The 16,566-nt window shown below is 48.6% G+C and carries 13 protein-coding genes; 5 read left to right on the forward strand and 8 right to left on the reverse strand.

Features of this window, described 5'->3' with window-relative positions; genetic code table 11:
* A partial coding sequence (locus tag KU854_RS17855) for a LysR family transcriptional regulator (RefSeq protein ID WP_218359773.1) occupies positions 1–738 on the forward strand: 738 nt, incomplete at its 5' end.
* Positions 739–909: 171 nt separating this feature from the next.
* Here KU854_RS17855 and KU854_RS17860 read toward each other — a convergent pair.
* From KU854_RS17860 to KU854_RS17895, 8 genes are read right to left on the reverse strand one after another with little or no spacing between them, the layout of a single operon-like run.
* A complete protein-coding gene (locus KU854_RS17860) occupies positions 910–2,079 on the reverse strand; it encodes a glycosyltransferase (RefSeq protein WP_218359774.1) in 1,170 nt (389 codons plus the stop codon).
* A 24-nt stretch (positions 2,080–2,103) separates the two neighbouring features.
* Positions 2,104–3,303, reverse strand: a complete 1,200-nt coding sequence (locus KU854_RS17865; RefSeq protein WP_218359775.1) for a glycosyltransferase family 4 protein — start codon at positions 3,301–3,303, stop codon at positions 2,104–2,106.
* Between the two features lie 4 nt (positions 3,304–3,307).
* Entirely contained in the window at positions 3,308–5,188 is a 1,881-nt protein-coding gene (locus tag KU854_RS17870) for an XrtA/PEP-CTERM system amidotransferase (RefSeq protein ID WP_218359776.1), read from the reverse strand.
* A complete protein-coding gene (xrtA, locus tag KU854_RS17875; RefSeq protein ID WP_218359777.1) occupies positions 5,188–6,639 on the reverse strand; it encodes an exosortase A in 1,452 nt (483 codons plus the stop codon). The genes KU854_RS17870 and xrtA overlap by 1 nt, the downstream gene beginning before the upstream one ends.
* Complete coding sequence (locus KU854_RS17880) at positions 6,632–7,849, reverse strand: TIGR03087 family PEP-CTERM/XrtA system glycosyltransferase (protein ID WP_218359778.1); 1,218 nt, start codon at positions 7,847–7,849, stop codon at positions 6,632–6,634. Before KU854_RS17880 ends, xrtA begins: the two co-directional genes overlap by 8 nt.
* Before the next feature lie 3 nt (positions 7,850–7,852).
* Entirely contained in the window at positions 7,853–8,797 is a 945-nt protein-coding gene (locus KU854_RS17885) for a FemAB family XrtA/PEP-CTERM system-associated protein (RefSeq protein ID WP_255555634.1), read from the reverse strand.
* Between the two features lie 40 nt (positions 8,798–8,837).
* A complete protein-coding gene (locus KU854_RS17890; RefSeq protein WP_218359780.1) occupies positions 8,838–9,767 on the reverse strand; it encodes an XrtA system polysaccharide deacetylase in 930 nt (309 codons plus the stop codon).
* Between the two features lie 3 nt (positions 9,768–9,770).
* Positions 9,771–11,177 (reverse strand): TIGR03013 family XrtA/PEP-CTERM system glycosyltransferase, encoded by a 1,407-nt coding sequence (locus tag KU854_RS17895; protein WP_218359781.1) that lies wholly within the window; start codon positions 11,175–11,177, stop codon positions 9,771–9,773.
* A gap of 848 nt (positions 11,178–12,025) precedes the next feature.
* Between KU854_RS17895 and KU854_RS17900 the strand changes: the two genes are divergently transcribed.
* From KU854_RS17900 to KU854_RS17915, 4 genes are read left to right on the forward strand one after another with little or no spacing between them, the layout of a single operon-like run.
* Positions 12,026–12,676, forward strand: coding sequence for an XrtA/PEP-CTERM system exopolysaccharide export protein (locus tag KU854_RS17900; protein WP_218359782.1), 651 nt, complete (start codon positions 12,026–12,028; stop codon positions 12,674–12,676).
* 16 nt (positions 12,677–12,692) lie between these two features.
* The gene (locus KU854_RS17905; RefSeq protein ID WP_218359783.1) at positions 12,693–14,258 is read left to right on the forward strand and encodes an XrtA system polysaccharide chain length determinant; all 1,566 of its coding nucleotides are present in this window, start codon (positions 12,693–12,695) and stop codon (positions 14,256–14,258) included.
* Positions 14,245–15,093, forward strand: coding sequence for an XrtA-associated tyrosine autokinase (locus tag KU854_RS17910; protein WP_218359784.1), 849 nt, complete (start codon positions 14,245–14,247; stop codon positions 15,091–15,093). The genes KU854_RS17905 and KU854_RS17910 overlap by 14 nt, the downstream gene beginning before the upstream one ends.
* Entirely contained in the window at positions 15,074–16,528 is a 1,455-nt protein-coding gene (locus KU854_RS17915) for a TIGR03016 family PEP-CTERM system-associated outer membrane protein (protein ID WP_218359785.1), read from the forward strand. Before KU854_RS17910 ends, KU854_RS17915 begins: the two co-directional genes overlap by 20 nt.
* The last annotated feature ends 38 nt before the right edge of the window (positions 16,529–16,566 follow it).

Here is a 16,566-nt window from a genome sequence, read left to right on the forward strand (position 1 = left end):
CTAAAAAGGCTGGAAGATGTTGTGGGTGCCAAGCTGGTAAAGCGGACATCCCATGGCGTGAGCCTCACCCCGGCAGGTGCGAGATTTCTTCCCCATTCCCTCAGGCTACTGGAAACCAACCGCGACGCACTTTTTGCCACACAAATAAGCAATGAGCCTACGACGATTTTATTAGGGGTCCCCCACGAAATTGTCCATCCCACCATCCCCAAAGCCGTTAGGGCATTCAAGCGCTCTGGAAACTATCAAGTAAAAGTTGTTATATCCAATGCGAAACAGCTCCATGCTGCTTTTGAACAATCAGATATCGATATCATTCTTTCGGTAGATCCCTCCCCCTTACCAGATGGCAGGGTATTGGCTGTCCGCAAACTTGAATGGCTATGCGCCCAAGACAGCGAAAGCTGTCATCAGCGGCCACTTCCAATGATTTATCGTCAACAGTGCCATATCAGTGTCCTCATTGAAGACATTCTGCGCCGCTCTGGTATTCCTTCGGAAAAGAGACACGTTGCAAAAGACACAGATGAAGCATTGTTGTACGTCGCCGGTGATGAGGGATTGTATTTTTCTCCATCATCCGTATATCAAGATGGATTGATCACGGCACCGGTATCTGCACAGCTTCCCACCCTACCCAACGTATATATTAATCTTCGTATGCGGGATCTAAAACTAGAGCTCCTTCGCCTGTTCTCTGTATTTCTGGTTGAGGCTTTTTCAGCGGGCAATAGGTAACAACCCCAACGCTTTGTATAAAAAGGGAAGTTGGTGAGATGGTGTTGAAACGTTGGCAACGCAAATTTGGATAGAGTAACGGCTTGATAAACAAGAGTTTTAGACGCTCAGTCAGCGTCCTGGCATCAGTTATCACCACAAGTACTTCAGTTCTTAACCGGTTGACCTCACCTATTTTGTGTTTCTGGACGCCGCCGAGGCTCCGGTCGTTAACGTCGAAAAGATGGACTCGATGCGGGCTGCATTGCCTGCCCAGGTGAGTTGCCTGTCTTTAATCGTTTGCAAGGCCTGTCGTTGAAGTTGTGCCCGCAACACATCATCTTCCACAATTTGTTTGATGCGGACAAAAATTGCATCCGGTGCGTCGACCGGATAGAGCAGGGCGTTGTTTCCATCCACTAAAAGCTCGCGGATATTTTCTGTATCCGGCGCAATAATGGCCTTTCCCTTGGCAAGATATTCAATCAATTTTAAAGGCGACGACCAAGGGGTGACCGCGGGCTGCAAGGCGATGTCTATCTGGTCGAGCCACATTGGCATGGCGTGGCGTTCTACAAGGCCTGTTACATGAATCTGTGTGGTGACACCTAATTCTTCCGCTTGTTGTTGCAACGGGATGGCGACGGGGCCGTCTCCGACAATCAATAGCATTAGATCTGGATTTTTCGATGCTGCAATAAGGGAGAGTACTTTATCCAATTGGTGCCATTCACGGCAAAAACCAACGAAGCCAATCGTTAACTTTCCTGTGAATTCGGGGCGACGGACGCTGTTCTGATTAGGGTGGAAAACCGAAGGGTCAATGCCATTTGGGATGACGGTAATATTGTCTTCTGACACGCCCGCTTCAAGCAGATAGCCGGCAAGTACATGTGTGACCGGGCAGACATGGTCGGCGTTGCACCAGGTGTAGCGCTCGGTCCATTTGGCAAGCCTTGCAAGGCCGATACCCCCATATTGGGCCCGCTCCAGATAAAGAGGCGAGTTCACCTCCAATACCAGTTTCAACCCGAGCAGCTTCTTGACCCAAATTCCGGAAGGAAGAAACAGATTATATCGTTCGTATATCGCATCCGGACGGTGCTTTAAGCAAGCCACGAGCAGTTTGAAAAAAACGTAAAAGGCGTAGCCAAATTCGAGCAGTTCCGAACACCACTTTGGCAGGGCGCGGCGAAGTGAAGACACCCAACCGCCATCACTGCCAAATGCCGCTTCGGTGGCGACCTTCGGCCCGACGACAATCAGTTTATGTCCTCTCTCGGAAAGCGCCCGGATGATCTCCTCCACATGAACGTATTGGCCATCTTTCGATGCGATCCTGTGGTGATAGAGTATTTTCATGTCAATCAACCTTGTACATGTTGGCTATCGCCCATGGGCAGTTTTCGAAATAAGGGACGAGAAAATCGCGTGTTGTCCCTGTGAAGTGCTTAACCAGTCAAACTGCTCTGCATAACGCCTTGTATCGCTGCGAAGGGGAGGGGAAGTGAGCAGGGCATTCATTCCCGCGGCGATCGCTTCAGGTGTTCTCTCAACCAGCAAGCCCGCGTCTGCAGTCCGGACGACTTCCGGTGTGCCCCAGATATTGCTGGCTACTACGGGCGTGCCACACGCCATGGACTCGAGCAGAACATTGGCCCAACCCTCTCGGCTGGAGGCGAGCACCAAAGCGTTGGCGGCACCATAGTACTGGGCGAGCTCTTTCTGGCTTACGCTGCCAACAAAACTGATTCGGGATGCCAGCCCGTTGTTGTGAACCTGTTTATGCAGCGCTTTTTCTTCCGGGCCACTGCCTGCAATGACGAGCACAGCATCCGGTACATTTTTCATGGCATCAATCACCAGATGGTGTCCTTTCCGCTCTATCAGATGACCCACAGAAAGTACAACCGGCTGGTGTGACGGCAATTTGAGTTGTTGTCGAAGGTCGGCTTGCTTGGCTGTGTCGGCGAAAGGAAACAGGGTCAGGTCAACGCCATTTCTCAACGTAGTCACGCTGTTTGGCGCAGCGCCCAGTGCAATCATTGTCTGTCTCAGCGCTTCACAAACAGCCATGTTGTGGCCGCTTTTTTGCAACACAGTCTGAATGGCTTTTTTGGGGGCGGGGAATTGCGGGATCAGGTTGATGTCCGTTCCCCGTGCCGTCACCGTGAACGGTTTTCCAAGCCGCGTTGCAGCCTGTTCGATGGCGACACCGTCGGGATAAAAGTAATGTCCGTCAATAACATCAAAATCAAATCCCTGCTCCTGGAGCTGGCGCGCCTGATGGTAGATAGCGCCTGACAATGTCCGGGGGGTGAGCGTCATTCCAATTTTCGGAATAACAACATAACGGGGGTGATAGACATCCATCCCAAAACGTTGCTCTCGTGCGGGGGCTTTGGCGTATTCTGCGTATTCACCAAAAACGGGGTGACGGAAGGGAAACCAGGGGACCGGTGCGATCACTTTGACTTCTACATCTGGAAAATGCGCCATCAGATGGCGCAACCGTGTTTCTATAAACACCCCATGTTTGGGGTTGTTGGCATAGGGGAATAGGGTGGTGACAGTCAGGATCTTCATGACGTTACTGCCGGTTGATGAATTTGGCGAACATCAGGAGACTCCAGAGTGCATCTGCATGGTTACTTCGCCCTGATGTGTGTTCGGCGAGCATGGTTTTCAGCGTATCGGCGCAGAAAAAGCCACTGTCCAGCATGTTTTCTGACAACAGGTTGCTGCTGAGTTCCCGTCGCAATGGCCCTCGAAACCAATCAGCAAGTGGAATGCTAAAGCCCATTTTAGGACGGTAGAGGATGTTGTGGTCGACGTAAGGCTCAAGTGCTTTTTTGAAGGCGTACTTGCCTTCGGTGCCCCGGATATTGTCGGCACTGCTAATGGAAAATGCCCATTCCATAAAGACATGGTCCAGCAGGGGGGCGCGAACCTCCAACGAGTTTGCCATGCTGGCACGATCCACTTTGGTCAGGATGTCACCAGGCAACCAGGTTTTCATATCAAGATATTGAATCAGTTTGAGTGGGTCATCCGTGGGAGCGGCTTTCGCATGCGTTTTCATGATCTCCAGGCCGCTGTAGCCAGCCAATTGGCGTTGGTAGCTGGCGCTGAACAATTTCGCCCGCTCTCCCTGGCGCAGTTTTGACATGGTATTGGCGTACGCTTCTACCGCGTCCATTGCCAGGGATTGCAGTGTGGTTTTGGCCCGCAGTGGTTTTGGCGCCCAATCTGCTTTGGGGTAGAACTGAGCGAGTTGACCGAACAGCGGTTTTCGCAGCCCAGCCGGTATTTTGTCGCGCAGTCTTTGCTCGGCAAGATGCATTCGCTGGCGGCGGTATCCGGCAAAGATTTCATCGCCACCATCGCCGGAAAGCGCCACCTTAACCGACTGCCGCGCCAGTTGGCAGACCTGGTAGGTTGGCAGTGCAGAGCTGTCGGCAAAGGGCTCATCGTAAACATGGCTTAAGGTATCGATCAGCGCAAAATCGTTTGACGATACGATCTGGCGGGTGTGGTTTGTGTGGTACCTCGCGGCAATTTGATCGGCATACTCGGTCTCATCGTAATCGCGCTCCTGAAACCCGATGGCACAGGTATTCACGGGGGAGTCCTGTATGCCCGCCATCAGCGCAGTGATGGCACTGGAGTCGACGCCGCCGGATAAAAATGCGCCCAATGGCACATCGGCAAGAAGGCGTATACGCACCGCTTCGGTGAGTCTTTCAATCAGTTCAATTTGTACTGTTTCCCACGGCAAGGTGACTGCGGGGGAGGTGAAATCCCAATACGCGGTGGGTTTTAGTGCAGAGTCCGGTGTGAGAAGCAGGTAGTGGCCGGCAGGGAGTTTACTGACGTCTTTGTATGCGCTGTGCGGGTCCGGCACATAACCGTACATAAAAAATTCTTCCGCCAGCTCAGTGCGCAAGGTGCGGTTAACATCCGGGTGTGCGAGCAGCACTTTAAGCTCTGAGCCAAAAACCAGTTGGCCATGACGGGTAACCGTGTAGTACAGCGGTTTTTTCCCTATCCGATCCCGTGCCAAAAACAATTGCTTTTGGTTGCTGTCCCAGAGTGCAAAAGCAAACATGCCCCGAAAACGCTCAAGGCACTGCACGCCCCACTGCTCCCACGCATGCACAATCACTTCAGTATCACTGAGGGTGGCAAAGCGGTGTCCCAGTTCGGTTAGCTCAATGACCAGCTCGCTAAAGTTGTAGATTTCACCGTTAAACACCACGCAGACGGAGCCATCCTCGTTGAACATCGGCTGTTGACCGGTGCCGAGATCGATAATGGATAAACGACGGTGCCCCAATCCAACAAAACCATCGATGAAGTAACCCTCATCATCCGGTCCACGGTGCGATTGTTCCCGGTTGATCCTTTGCAGTAACTGGGTATCAATCGGTTGACGCGAAGACAGATTAAAAATTCCTGATATCCCACACATCAGCGCACTCCCTGGCGGTACTGGTTTATCCATTCAATGGCGAGTTGCTCAAGCTGTTCATCGTCCAGACTTGTACTGGACAGCGCAAAGACATCGCCTTTTCCTTCCCCGTCCGTAAGTAGCTTCTGTGCTTTGAACAGCTTTAGTTTTAGGGGATTGGTTGAACAAAACTGCTCTATACAATACCAATATAGGATCTTCTTGCTCTGCCCCCGTGGATTGAGCAGTGTGATCATCGTAGCGTCAAATGCCGGCGCTGTGGCAGGGGATAACGACACTGCCGTTCGCTCGCTCGGTGCCCACCGCTCGGGGTCGTAAAAGCGGTTAATGGAACTGATCAGTTCGCCATTGGCTTGGTTAATGGCATAGCGCGCGGAAAAATACTCAGCACGTCCCTCAGGCAGTACGCCCCGGCTCACGGTCAGTGCTTCTGGAAATGCGACTCCCCAAGCTGTTTGGTACCCACTAATGGCTTTTTCCGGTAAAGAGACAGGCGACAGTGTAGGGTTGGCCTGAACATGCAATGTCCTGGTCCAAACAAACAGAATAGATAAGATGACGACGAGGGTGAGCGTCACCATATAAGGGCGCAGAGCCGTTTCATTGCGCGCTACCAAGGTTTCACTGGCTGATGGTTGGTCAGGGAGAGGGTCTGCAAACTTGTCGGCGACAAAAAAGATAACGCCAATCACCAGGGTGAAAAATACCCAGCCATAGATGAGGTGATCTGCCCCTGTGGCGTATTTCATGTCACTGAGATAACCCACCAGTATGATCCCGTACGCCCGTATCCCGTTGGCGATAATGGGAAAGATAAAGGAGAAGCCTACAAAGGCGAGTATCTTCCACCATTTTGAGAAGCTGAGGTACGCAAACAAGGTGCCCAACGCCAGACTGGAAATTAAAAAACGGATGCCGGAACACGCTTCAGCCACTTCGAACATCCCGTTGGGGATCGTGAGGTACAGGCCTTCGCGGTATACCGGAATATTGGTGAGATGGAGGGCGAACACGGTGATATCCGCAGTGACCAGTTGTAGGTAGGGCACCAGTTCTTCGCCAAAGGGAATACAAAATATGAGGTAAAAAATGGGGAAAAACAGCAGTTTGGTCAGCGGCGTGCCAAGCAATGCCCAAAGCATCAATTGCAAGCTGGTAACAACAGCAATATGTTCAAACAGAGCAACGCCAGCGGCATTCCCCACCATCCACAGCAGTGCGGGTACAATTAAAAACACCACAGGTATCCATGCTGATCCCAGAAGTGTCACCTTAATTTGCTCGCGTTTGCGCCAGACCAGCCAGAGCGAAATGGGCAGTATCAGAAAGCTGTGTTCGTAAGTTTTCGACTGCAGCCAAACAGACACCATCCCTTCGATAGCGTCATGGAAAACCACGCCCCATGCCAGAAGCGGAAAAGCAAACCTCAGAGCCAGGGAAAGGTTACTCAATCTCTGCCCCTAAATAGCCTAACAGTGGGGTCAACTTGGCCTCCCAGCTAAAATTGGCTTTTAGCCAGTCCCTGCCGTCTTTTGCACGTACTACGTTTTCACGAAGCTTTGACACTATCCACCGCACCATCTCTTCTTCTGCATCCGTGACATACAGGCATTCAGTGGGATAGTTTTCCAGCCCTTCCACTCCAAGGGAGGAGGTCATGACGGGGCGCTCCATGGCCAGGGCTTCCAATATTTTGTTTTGAATTCCCCGGGCCATCAACATGGGCGCTACTGCCGCTTTGGCGTGCGCCAGATACGGGCGTACATCATCCACCCTTCCCGTGACGACTACGCCGGGATGCGTGTTGAGCTCAATAACCTGTTTAGGGGGAGACGAGCCAACAATGTAAAACTTACTGTCAGGACATTGTTGGATAACCTGTGGCCAGACACGTTTGATAAACCAGATAACTGTCTCAATGTTTGGCCGGTAATCCATGGCACCGGTGAACACGATGTAATTGTCACTTTCCAGAGGATAATCTTCCGCAAGGGAAGAGGGGGCTAATGGCGAGAAATAATCGCTGTCGATGCCGTTTTCCAATGTTCTGATTTTATTATGTATGTTAGTGCTTACCATCTCTCTGAAGTGCGAAGATTCGGTGTCTGATATGAAGCAACTGATATCAAATTGATCCGCTACCAGCTTCTCATAGTCCGCCAGCGTACGGTGTTCCCGCTGATAGACTTTGCGCATGATCCCTGTCGATGCATTCGCGTATTGGCGCCATTTGTCAGAATCAATATCCGCAAACTGCATCACAGTATGGAGTTGGGGCGTTTGGTGGGGAAGAACGTACTGGGCCATACAGCCGGAATACACAAACGCTTTGGTGATAGACGTGGAAGCCAGGGTTTGCTTCACCCAACGGGACAGGCTGGCGCTGCGGTAGTAGGGCAGGGTAATGGGCTCTCCTTTTCCCAAGGCGGTCAGCCCCTTCAGTTTGGCAAATGATGGGTTTAAATCGACAAAAAACGCCTCTTTGCAGAAGGTCCGAACCTTGTCGGTGTATTGCCTGTCGTTAGGGTCATCAATAAAGCAGCCAAGATAGACATCATAGTGCCGTGCGAGAAACTTAAGCACGTGAAAAGTCGTGATTTTATCCCCTTTGTTAGGGGGATAAGGGATACGGTGGCACAGGTACAGTAGTGGCTCTTTCATGGATCACCCTAAAAATTTTGAAATCTGGGGGCCGATTTGGCGCGATAAACCCAATGGCATTTTTTTCCAAAGGTCGATAAACAGCCGGTACTTTGGATTGTTTGGAGACAAATTGGGCAGCTCTTTGGCTTTTACCAACGCGATTCGGTAGTGCAGTTTTTCCTCGTCCATCCCCCAGTGCTTTTTATAGTGGTATGCCCCCGAGTCAACTTTGCTCCGGCCAAAGTCAAATACCTTCATGCCTCTCTCTTTAGCCAGGCACATCAGCTGGTAATACATGAAGTCGTTACTTTTCAAATCACGGGCTGCATGTGTACCACCGCCGTAATACGGCAATACCGTCTCTTTATAGTAGAAGCTGAGCACAGCGGAGACGGGCTCCCCGTTTTCATCCCGTATGATCAGTGTTTCGCAGCGCTCACCGAAGGCCTGCTTGAGCGCGTCAAACAGCTTTTTGTTGAAAACTGGGGTGCCGAGGTTGTGGACGCTTTGCGCGTAAATGTCATAGCACACGGACGGATTGTCGCTGCTGTCCCAACTTAGATGGTTGGTGAGTGAGTGTCGGATAACCGCGCGTTGTTTGCGCTTCACGTTTGTGAGGATTTCCTCGGGGGTTTCTGCCAGCGTCGAGGAAAAGGTGGAGTGACGGCAATGGGTTACCCAAGGGGACTTATCTTCTGTCGGCGTTTTATCCCGCAGCTCAACATAGTCAACATTCAGCGACTGCCCTAACTCAAGGGCGGCATGTTCGAGCTGGTTCTTTAATTCGAGGGTATCGGCAATGGCGCCACCATACACACAAAAAGGGGTGGAAATCAGGGCGTGGCCGAACATCCTGCTTTTTTGCTCAAACAGCGGCAACACACCCACAATTTTTCCATGGCACTCCGCCACCATGTAGTGAGGCTTATGATTGAAGACTGCGCTGATCACATGGTACCAACCCATGAGATGAAAAAAGCTCCCGTCAGGGTGATGGTCGACGTAATCATCCCAAGCTGACATATCTTGCTGATTTAGCGGCCTTATTTTTAGTTTTTGAGTCATGGCTAGATCCATCCAATTGGTAAACATGGCTCATCGTATTCCAGGAAAAATCCGACAAGAGATAGCGAATGCGCGCCTCCATCCGGTTGATATTCAGATAGTGGCGAAATCGGGATTTGAGGGAGATGTCAGGAATTCTCGGTTGCTTGTCGTCTATCTCCCATGGATGAAAGTAGAAGCTATACGGCTGCCCCGTGACTTTGATGTAGTTTTCTATCAGGGACCGGCTCAGTCTGTATGGGTATAGCCTAAAGAAACCCCCGCCGCCAATTGGGATATTTCTGCCCAAAGCGTTATAGGTTGGAATGGGGATTTCCATTATCCCTTCAGGGCGCTGATAAGGGGCTTTTGGCCAAGACGGCGCGCCGTAGAGGTCGTGTTTTACCGGATAGGTGCTGCTGCTGTAGATAAACCCGAGATCAGCCAGTGCTGAAAAGGCCCATTCGGTGTTGGGATTAATTGAGAAGCTCGGTGCACGGTAACCCCGGACAGCGCAGCCGGTAATGTCTTCCAGTAAGGACTTACCGCGGAAAACATCATTTTTGAAAACCAGTGGTGTCTGGCTTGTGACAACTTGATGGGCATAGCCATGGCTGGCCAATTCATGCCCTTGCCCGACAATTTCCCGTGCCAGCTGCGGACAACGCTCTGCCACCCAGCCAAGCATGAAAAACGTGGCCTGCGCATTATGTTCAGCGAACAATTCCAGTAGCCGGTGGGTATTTTGCTCAACACGCAGTGGGTACTTTGTCCCCCAGTCTGCGGGCGTAATGCGGTTACTGAAAGCCGAAACATGGAAATAATCTTCCACATCTACGGTGAGCGCGCACTGTGGCAGGATATTGGCTGCTCTCTTATGGGTATCCGGCATAGGCTAGCGACCCTGACCGAATATGATGATCTCGGACGTCTTTAATAAAATCAGGAGATCGAACATCAGGTTTCTATGCCGGATGTAATAGAGGTCGAATTTCAGCTTTTCTAACGCATCTTTTTCGCTGCTGCCGTAGGGATACCTTAACTGTGCCCACCCAGTTAACCCAGGCTTAACGCTTAACCTTTGGTCATAAAAAGGAATTGATTTACATAGCTCTTTTGTAAATTGAGGACGCTCTGGGCGAGGACCTACAAAATACATGTCGCCACGAAGCACGTTATATAACTGTGGTAATTCGTCGACCCGGAACTTGCGGATGATTTTGCCAACTTTTGTAACCCGGGGGTCTTCTTTTGATGCCCACTGGGCACCATTTTTCTCGGCATCAAGGCGCATGCTGGTAAATTTATAGATTTTGAAAATTCTACCTCTTAACCCAACGCGCTCCTGTGAGTAAATAACAGGAAAGCGTAAACCGCACTCAATTTTGATAGCAATGGCGGCTATTATCATTAATGGTAAAGTGATCAAGGCGATAGCAATTGCGATAGCACTATTGAGCAATGAATAGGCTAAAGTACGAAGCCGATTTCTACCTTGTTGATTGTGATAAAGCATCCATGATGGGTCGAGATGATCGATGGCGACTTTTCCGGTTTCACGCTCAACAAAGTCAATAATATCCGTAATTTTTGTACCACTTTGTTTCAGGTGAAAAAAGACATCTAAAGAGAGCGTGTTTCTGCGCTCATCAACAGCGACGACAATTTCATCAACCCGATGGTGGTTAACGAAAGCCTCGAGAGAATTTTCATTTTTCAAGGATAACGAAATGATTGTTTCGTTGTGCAGTTGAAACTGCTCATCACCTTCTGTAGGGACAAAACCCACAATTTCAAATCCATTTCGGTCTGATTTCCTGCGCATACTGTTTTGGATAATGCTGGCACGTCGGCCTGCCCCAATTACCAGAACGCGATTGATAGAAATATTTGTAAAACCATACCGTTGAATTGAAATACGACAGGCAGTAATAAGCATGAATGTTGAAGCGGTGAGATACACCGTCATAAACGCCGGGCACTGTTTATCTGCAACGCCTTGCAGTAAAACACCGGATACACCATAGGTGATAAGTATGGCAACGAATATACGTAACGCTATGCCTTGGTTGTTTTCCCTTAATTTTTCGTTATAAAGCCCTAGGCAAAGTAATGATATTAATAAGACAACCAAAAACGTAAAGAAGAGTGTGGCGGCGCTGATGATGCAAAATGAATACGTTGGATGGAAATAGTGCGCAGCCATAATCGTTAATGAAAAGGCAATGCAAATCATTAATAAATCACTGGCTATGAGAATAACCTTATTGGCGTTCAGTTCATGAAAGCTAGTATTTGACATGTCGACTTCCAATCCATTATCGCATGCATCAACTTTTCTGAATCTAGACCTGAACTTTAAAGAGTTCCAATTGAAAATTGGTTAAAACAATAAAAATCCGTCTTATTTAGGACTCACTCAACTAAAAAGTTATAGTAACCTTATGATATTAGTGATTTATATTTTTCGTGTAAATTGAAGTGTTCTAAAAATAATACAAAATAAGTAAATGAGAACACTTACACCATATATCTCAATATTAAAACACTTTTTCTTGTTTTATTTGCTTGAATAGGTGTTAGTGGGTTTTGTTTTGCAGTGAGTAGGGTGTTCAATTAACTGTATGATTAACATCAATACTTTATGTACGCCGTGCGGTAATTGCGATGTTTATGATTTTGTTGGGTTTCAACGATACGACAAAAATAAATCTGAATATGGTGGTGAATCCTGTTAGTTGTGAGTATGGAATGTTCTACAGTCTGACTACATTTTAATGCAGTTTATGGCGGGTTTGGTTTTTAATTGTTGGATGAAAGTTAAAATACACAATCTGTCGTTTTGTAAAGTGAATAAGTGTTCTGTGTCGCCTCGATAAAACAACAAGTTAAATTCAGGATGTCACTGGTTTTATAATTTAAAAGTGTCTCACTTTAGATATAAAAGTAAGAAGAGCAGTTCAATAAGGGTTGTATTGCAAGAATAAAGCGGATTTTCACTTATCGTGCCAAACAGAAATAGGATTCTGTCCTATATTAGTACGTTACAGAACACAGAGTTATGCATATGACCATTGTGGCTGCTGCTTTGAACCAAAAAGATGCAGGCGAAATGATGTAAAGGAAGAAAGGACTTCTGAGGAATTATGTATGGTAAGAGATTGGAAAGTAATTTCTGTGGCAACAAGACTGATGGTCACGAGTGTTGTAGTGCTGTTAGTGGGTTGCGCATCAGAACAGCTCCCTGTGTTGCCTACAGCAACAATCCACCCGTCCATTACCAAAGATGTCAATGACTATCGCTACATCATTGGACCTGGAGACAAAATCAAAATCTCTGTCTGGGGTAACCCGGAAGGCTCGGGTAGCTACCAAGTCAGACCTGACGGGATGGTGTCGACGGCTTTGGTTGATGACGTCGTTGCCGCTGGCAGAACGCCAACCGAATTGTCCCGTGACTTGGAAGAAAAACTGTCCCGCTACATACGCGACCCCATTGTCTCTGTGTCGGTCGACAATTTTGTTGGGCCGTTCAGTGAGCAGGTCAGGGTAATGGGAGAAGCTGTTGAGCCCCGGGCAATCAGTTACAAAGAGGACATGACACTCTTTGATGTGATGATAGAGGTCGGTGGGTTAACAGAATTTGCCGATGGCAACAGTGCCCGTTTAATCCGCGTGATTGATAACGAACAGCGCCAGTTTAGCCTTCAGATGGACGACCTGATGCGGGATGGCGTCATTGAGGCAAACGTCGACATTCTCCCCGGTGACATCATCTTTATACCTGAAGCTTGGTTCTAGTCAGGGAGTCGGGTAAATGCAAGAGCAGTTCGATATTGTAACGGGCTATCTGCGTGCCACGTGGCTCAAGCGTCGGTACATTCTCATCTTTGCTTGGATTATTTGTCCTCTTGGGTGGATAGCGGTGACGCTGCTTCCTAACCAGTACACCTCTGAAGCCAAAGTGTATGCAGATACCCAGTCTATACTTCAGCCGCTCTTGCGGGGGCTTGCTATTCAGACTGACCCATCCCAAAAGCTAAACCTGATGGCGAAAACGCTGCTCAATAAGAAAAACCTTGAAACCATAGCCAGGCAGGTTGATGCAGATGTCTTGGCCGGTACGCCCGAGCAGTACGAACAGTTGATTGATGAACTGGAATCCGACATCAAGATAGCATCTGGCGGTCGAGACAACCTCTATACCATCAGTTACACGGGAGAGAATCCGGTCTACGCCAAGAACGTGGTTCAGGCTGCACTGAATGTGTTTATCGAAAACACCCTGAGTGACAAGCGGTTGGACGCTGAACAGGCCAGTGAAGTGATCACCGACCAGATCCGGTTTTACGAGCAACGACTGGTTGAATCAGAGAAAGAACTGGCTGACTTCAAGCGAAAATACCAAGGGCTACTTCCCGGCAGTGACAAAAACTACTACTCAAATATAGAGCAGCAGAAGGCGGAGCTTGAAAGCGCTGAGTTGCTGCTGAATGAAACACGCTCACGTCTTGAAGAAGTGGAAAGTCAACTGGATGAGGAAAGAACCGCTGCACTGAAGCAGCTCTCTACGGTTGAAACCGAATATGACGGGCGTATCGACAACCTGGAAATCCGACTCGACGAATTACTCTTTCGCTACACCAACCAGCATCCGGACGTGATTGAAACCAGGCGTCAGTTGGGGGAGCTTAAAGCACTTAAGCGACGCACCATGGCCCGTGTCTCTGTGGATGATGTGCTGAAAAACAGCCCGGTTTATCAAGATCTTAAAATCACGAGCAACGAGCTAAACAACGAAATTGCGTCATTGGAAGTTCGTGTTAATCGACATCAAAGCAAAATTGAAGAGCTGGGACTCAAGCTCGATGTTGTGCCCGATATCGAGGCGATGCTGACGTCATTGACCCGAAATTACGATGTTACCCGAACTAAATATGAACAATTGCTTGCCCGCGGAGAGAGCGCAACCATCTCCCATAGCGTAGGCGCCGCGTCGGAAGACATTAAGTTCAAAATCATTGAACCACCTACCGTTCCAAGGAAACCATCCGGACCGCACAGGGTTTTGTTGCTGGCTGTTGTGCTGGTTGCGGGTTTGGGAATTGGTGTGGCTTTTTCCCTGCTCATCAGTCAATTGAGTCCCGTCGTATTCTCAACAAACCAACTCTATCGAGCCACAGGGATCCCCGTTTTCGGCGTCATCACTGCCACGGAAAGTTCAGGGATCCTGAGAGCAGAAAAACGGGGCTTGGTTGTCTTTTGCATTCTTGGTGCTTTGTTGATCCTGGGCTTTGTGAGCTCCATGGCCATCAACAGCGACCCCGCGATGCACCAGGAATTCATCAATGAAACCGTAGGGAGATATCATGAGTTTTTTTAAGAAAGTCACGGATGACTCTGATACCGACACCAGAAACGTAAAAGTGCTTTCGCCAACGACCAGCGGCGATGGGGATGATTTTGATTCTGGCATCGAGAATGAAACCATTTTCATTGATGAAGACTACCTGCTCCGAAAAGGTATGGTCAGCGTCAAGGACAATCGGGGAAAGTTGCCGATCAACGATGAAGTCAGGGCGATAAAACATAAGCTGGTCAATAATGCCTTTGGTGCAGGCTCTGAAAGCCACGAAAACGGCAACCTTGTCATGATCACCAGCGCATCACCCAACGAGGGCAAGACCTTCAGCGCGATTAATCTGGCATTGATGCTTTCTCTGGAGAAGAACAAATCCGTTCTGTTGGTAGATGCCGATGTAAGAAAACCCAGCGTTAACAAATCATTGGGTATCAAAACCTACCCAGGCTTGATTGATTACCTGAAAGGCGATGTGGAAAGTGCTGATCAGGTCATCTATAACACGTCGATTAAAAACCTGAGGCTAATGCCCGCCGGTGACTCCCACCATTTGAGCTATGAATTTCTCGCGAGTGACAAAATGGTCAACCTCGCTAAAGAGTTGGCGACACGATACAGCAACAGAATGGTGATCTTTGATTGCCCGCCGCTATTGGGTGTAATTGAAACAATATCGCTCTCAAGGTACGTGGGACAGGTGGTCGTTGTTGTGGAACACCACAAATCAAAAATGGCCAATGTCATTGAGGCTGTGTCGCACCTTGATGAACGGTTAGCTGTGGGATTTATCATAAATAAATCAGTCAACAATGAGCTTAGCCAGTACGGCTACGGGTATGGCTATGGGTATCAATAATATGAACCGAAGCACTCATTGGTATGGCCTTTGCGCTGTTGGCGTTATGGTTGCTTTTTCGCACGCGGTAAACGCTGAAGAGGTAGAGTTTTCGCCATCGGTTTCCGGCATATTGACGTATTCTGACAATATCTACCTTACCGACGAAAATGAAATTGGTGGGTTTATTGGCACCTTGTCGGCGGGCGCAAACCTGAATGTGCAAGGAAGCAAAAGCAGGCTGATGTTCAACTACGATGTCTATCAGGTTCTGAACGAAAAACGAACAGAAGACAACCGGTTATATAATGAACTCAGCTTAACGGGATACAGAAACCTGGCGGGTGAAAGCCTTACGCTGGATACAAACGCATACATCAAGAATATATCCAGAAACATACAAGATAACGCCAATGAGGATGTGATTTCGGGCAACACCATCGAGTCCCGCTATTTCGCCACGGGTCTAAGTTATCAGAGCAATCCCAGGGGTTACTTCGATATCTATAGCCGTTTGGACGGGAATATCACCTCAAACGAAGACAATATTGGCGACTTTTACCAAGTGGCAGGCAACCTGGTCGTCACTGAAGGGACAGCCTCCCGAAACTTCTTTTGGTTGAATGAATCAAACTACACGCGGAATGAATCTACAACCAATGACGGCGGAAATTTTAACTACAACATTAAGCAAGAGTTCGGGATCAAGCCGATATACAATATCAGCCCTTTCATCCGTATTTTCTATGAAGAATACAGTGACTTGGATGGAAACCAGAACGACAACATTGGTACCTGGGGACCGGCTGTCCGCTACTATTTGAGCCAACGTTCTTACGTAGAAGTGAGCTACGATTTCCTGTTTGACGGCGGACACTTCTGGCGTGGTGCGTTCAGTTTGTATCCAACACCAAGAACAAACATTGAGTTTGATTATTCCCGCCGTGTCTTTGGAGACAGCTACTTCTTCTTGTTCTCCCACAGGACAAAAAGGCTCACAAACATCATCAGTTATACCGAATCACTTACCAGTTTTGATAGAGAGCTGTTTTTCGAAGGCGAAAATATCGAAGAGATCCGTCTGACGAAAGAACTGCTATTCGGGTCAACGTTAGCGCTCAAGCGCACCACCTTTGGCGTCGACGTCAGTTTTGTTGAACAACGCCCGGTATTGACGAATGTTGTTGAAAATAACAGCAATGACGTACTGAGAACGACGTTTAGATTTACGCATGAGCTATCTAACAGAACGACGTTGTCTGGTAGCTTCCAGTTCAACAATTACAAACGCCGCGCCGCGGTTGATCCCATCAATGATGATTACTCGCGGGTTTTTGATCTTTCGTTGAGAAATCAGCTCTCCAGGCGTATTTATTGGAGTGTTTCAGCGCGTCATGCCGATAACACTGATTATGCGGAAAGCAGGGCAAGTTTAGAGGTTGGCTTTGTTTATTGACGAAGTTGTTTAGTCAGTCGTTGGTAGATACAACGAGC

It is taken from the genome of Enterovibrio paralichthyis, from assembly GCF_019209835.1.
Classification (GTDB): Bacteria; Pseudomonadota; Gammaproteobacteria; order Enterobacterales; family Vibrionaceae; genus Enterovibrio; species Enterovibrio paralichthyis.

Excerpts from the sequence above, each read along its gene's own strand:
- KU854_RS17895 (WP_218359781.1), bottom strand. The coding sequence starts at position 11,177 with ATGTCAAATACTAGCTTTCATGAACTGAACGCCAATAAGGTTATTCTC.
- KU854_RS17860 (WP_218359774.1), bottom strand. The coding sequence starts at position 2,079 with ATGAAAATACTCTATCACCACAGGATCGCATCGAAAGATGGCCAATAC.
- KU854_RS17900 (WP_218359782.1), top strand. The coding sequence starts at position 12,026 with ATGGTAAGAGATTGGAAAGTAATTTCTGTGGCAACAAGACTGATGGTC.
- KU854_RS17870 (WP_218359776.1), bottom strand. The coding sequence starts at position 5,188 with ATGTGTGGGATATCAGGAATTTTTAATCTGTCTTCGCGTCAACCGATT.
- KU854_RS17915 (WP_218359785.1), top strand. The coding sequence starts at position 15,074 with ATGGCTATGGGTATCAATAATATGAACCGAAGCACTCATTGGTATGGC.
- KU854_RS17910 (WP_218359784.1), top strand. The coding sequence starts at position 14,245 with ATGAGTTTTTTTAAGAAAGTCACGGATGACTCTGATACCGACACCAGA.
- KU854_RS17885 (WP_255555634.1), bottom strand. The coding sequence starts at position 8,797 with ATGGGTTGGTACCATGTGATCAGCGCAGTCTTCAATCATAAGCCTCAC.
- KU854_RS17890 (WP_218359780.1), bottom strand. The coding sequence starts at position 9,767 with ATGCCGGATACCCATAAGAGAGCAGCCAATATCCTGCCACAGTGCGCG.
- KU854_RS17880 (WP_218359778.1), bottom strand. The coding sequence starts at position 7,849 with ATGAAAGAGCCACTACTGTACCTGTGCCACCGTATCCCTTATCCCCCT.
- KU854_RS17905 (WP_218359783.1), top strand. The coding sequence starts at position 12,693 with ATGCAAGAGCAGTTCGATATTGTAACGGGCTATCTGCGTGCCACGTGG.
- KU854_RS17865 (WP_218359775.1), bottom strand. The coding sequence starts at position 3,303 with ATGAAGATCCTGACTGTCACCACCCTATTCCCCTATGCCAACAACCCC.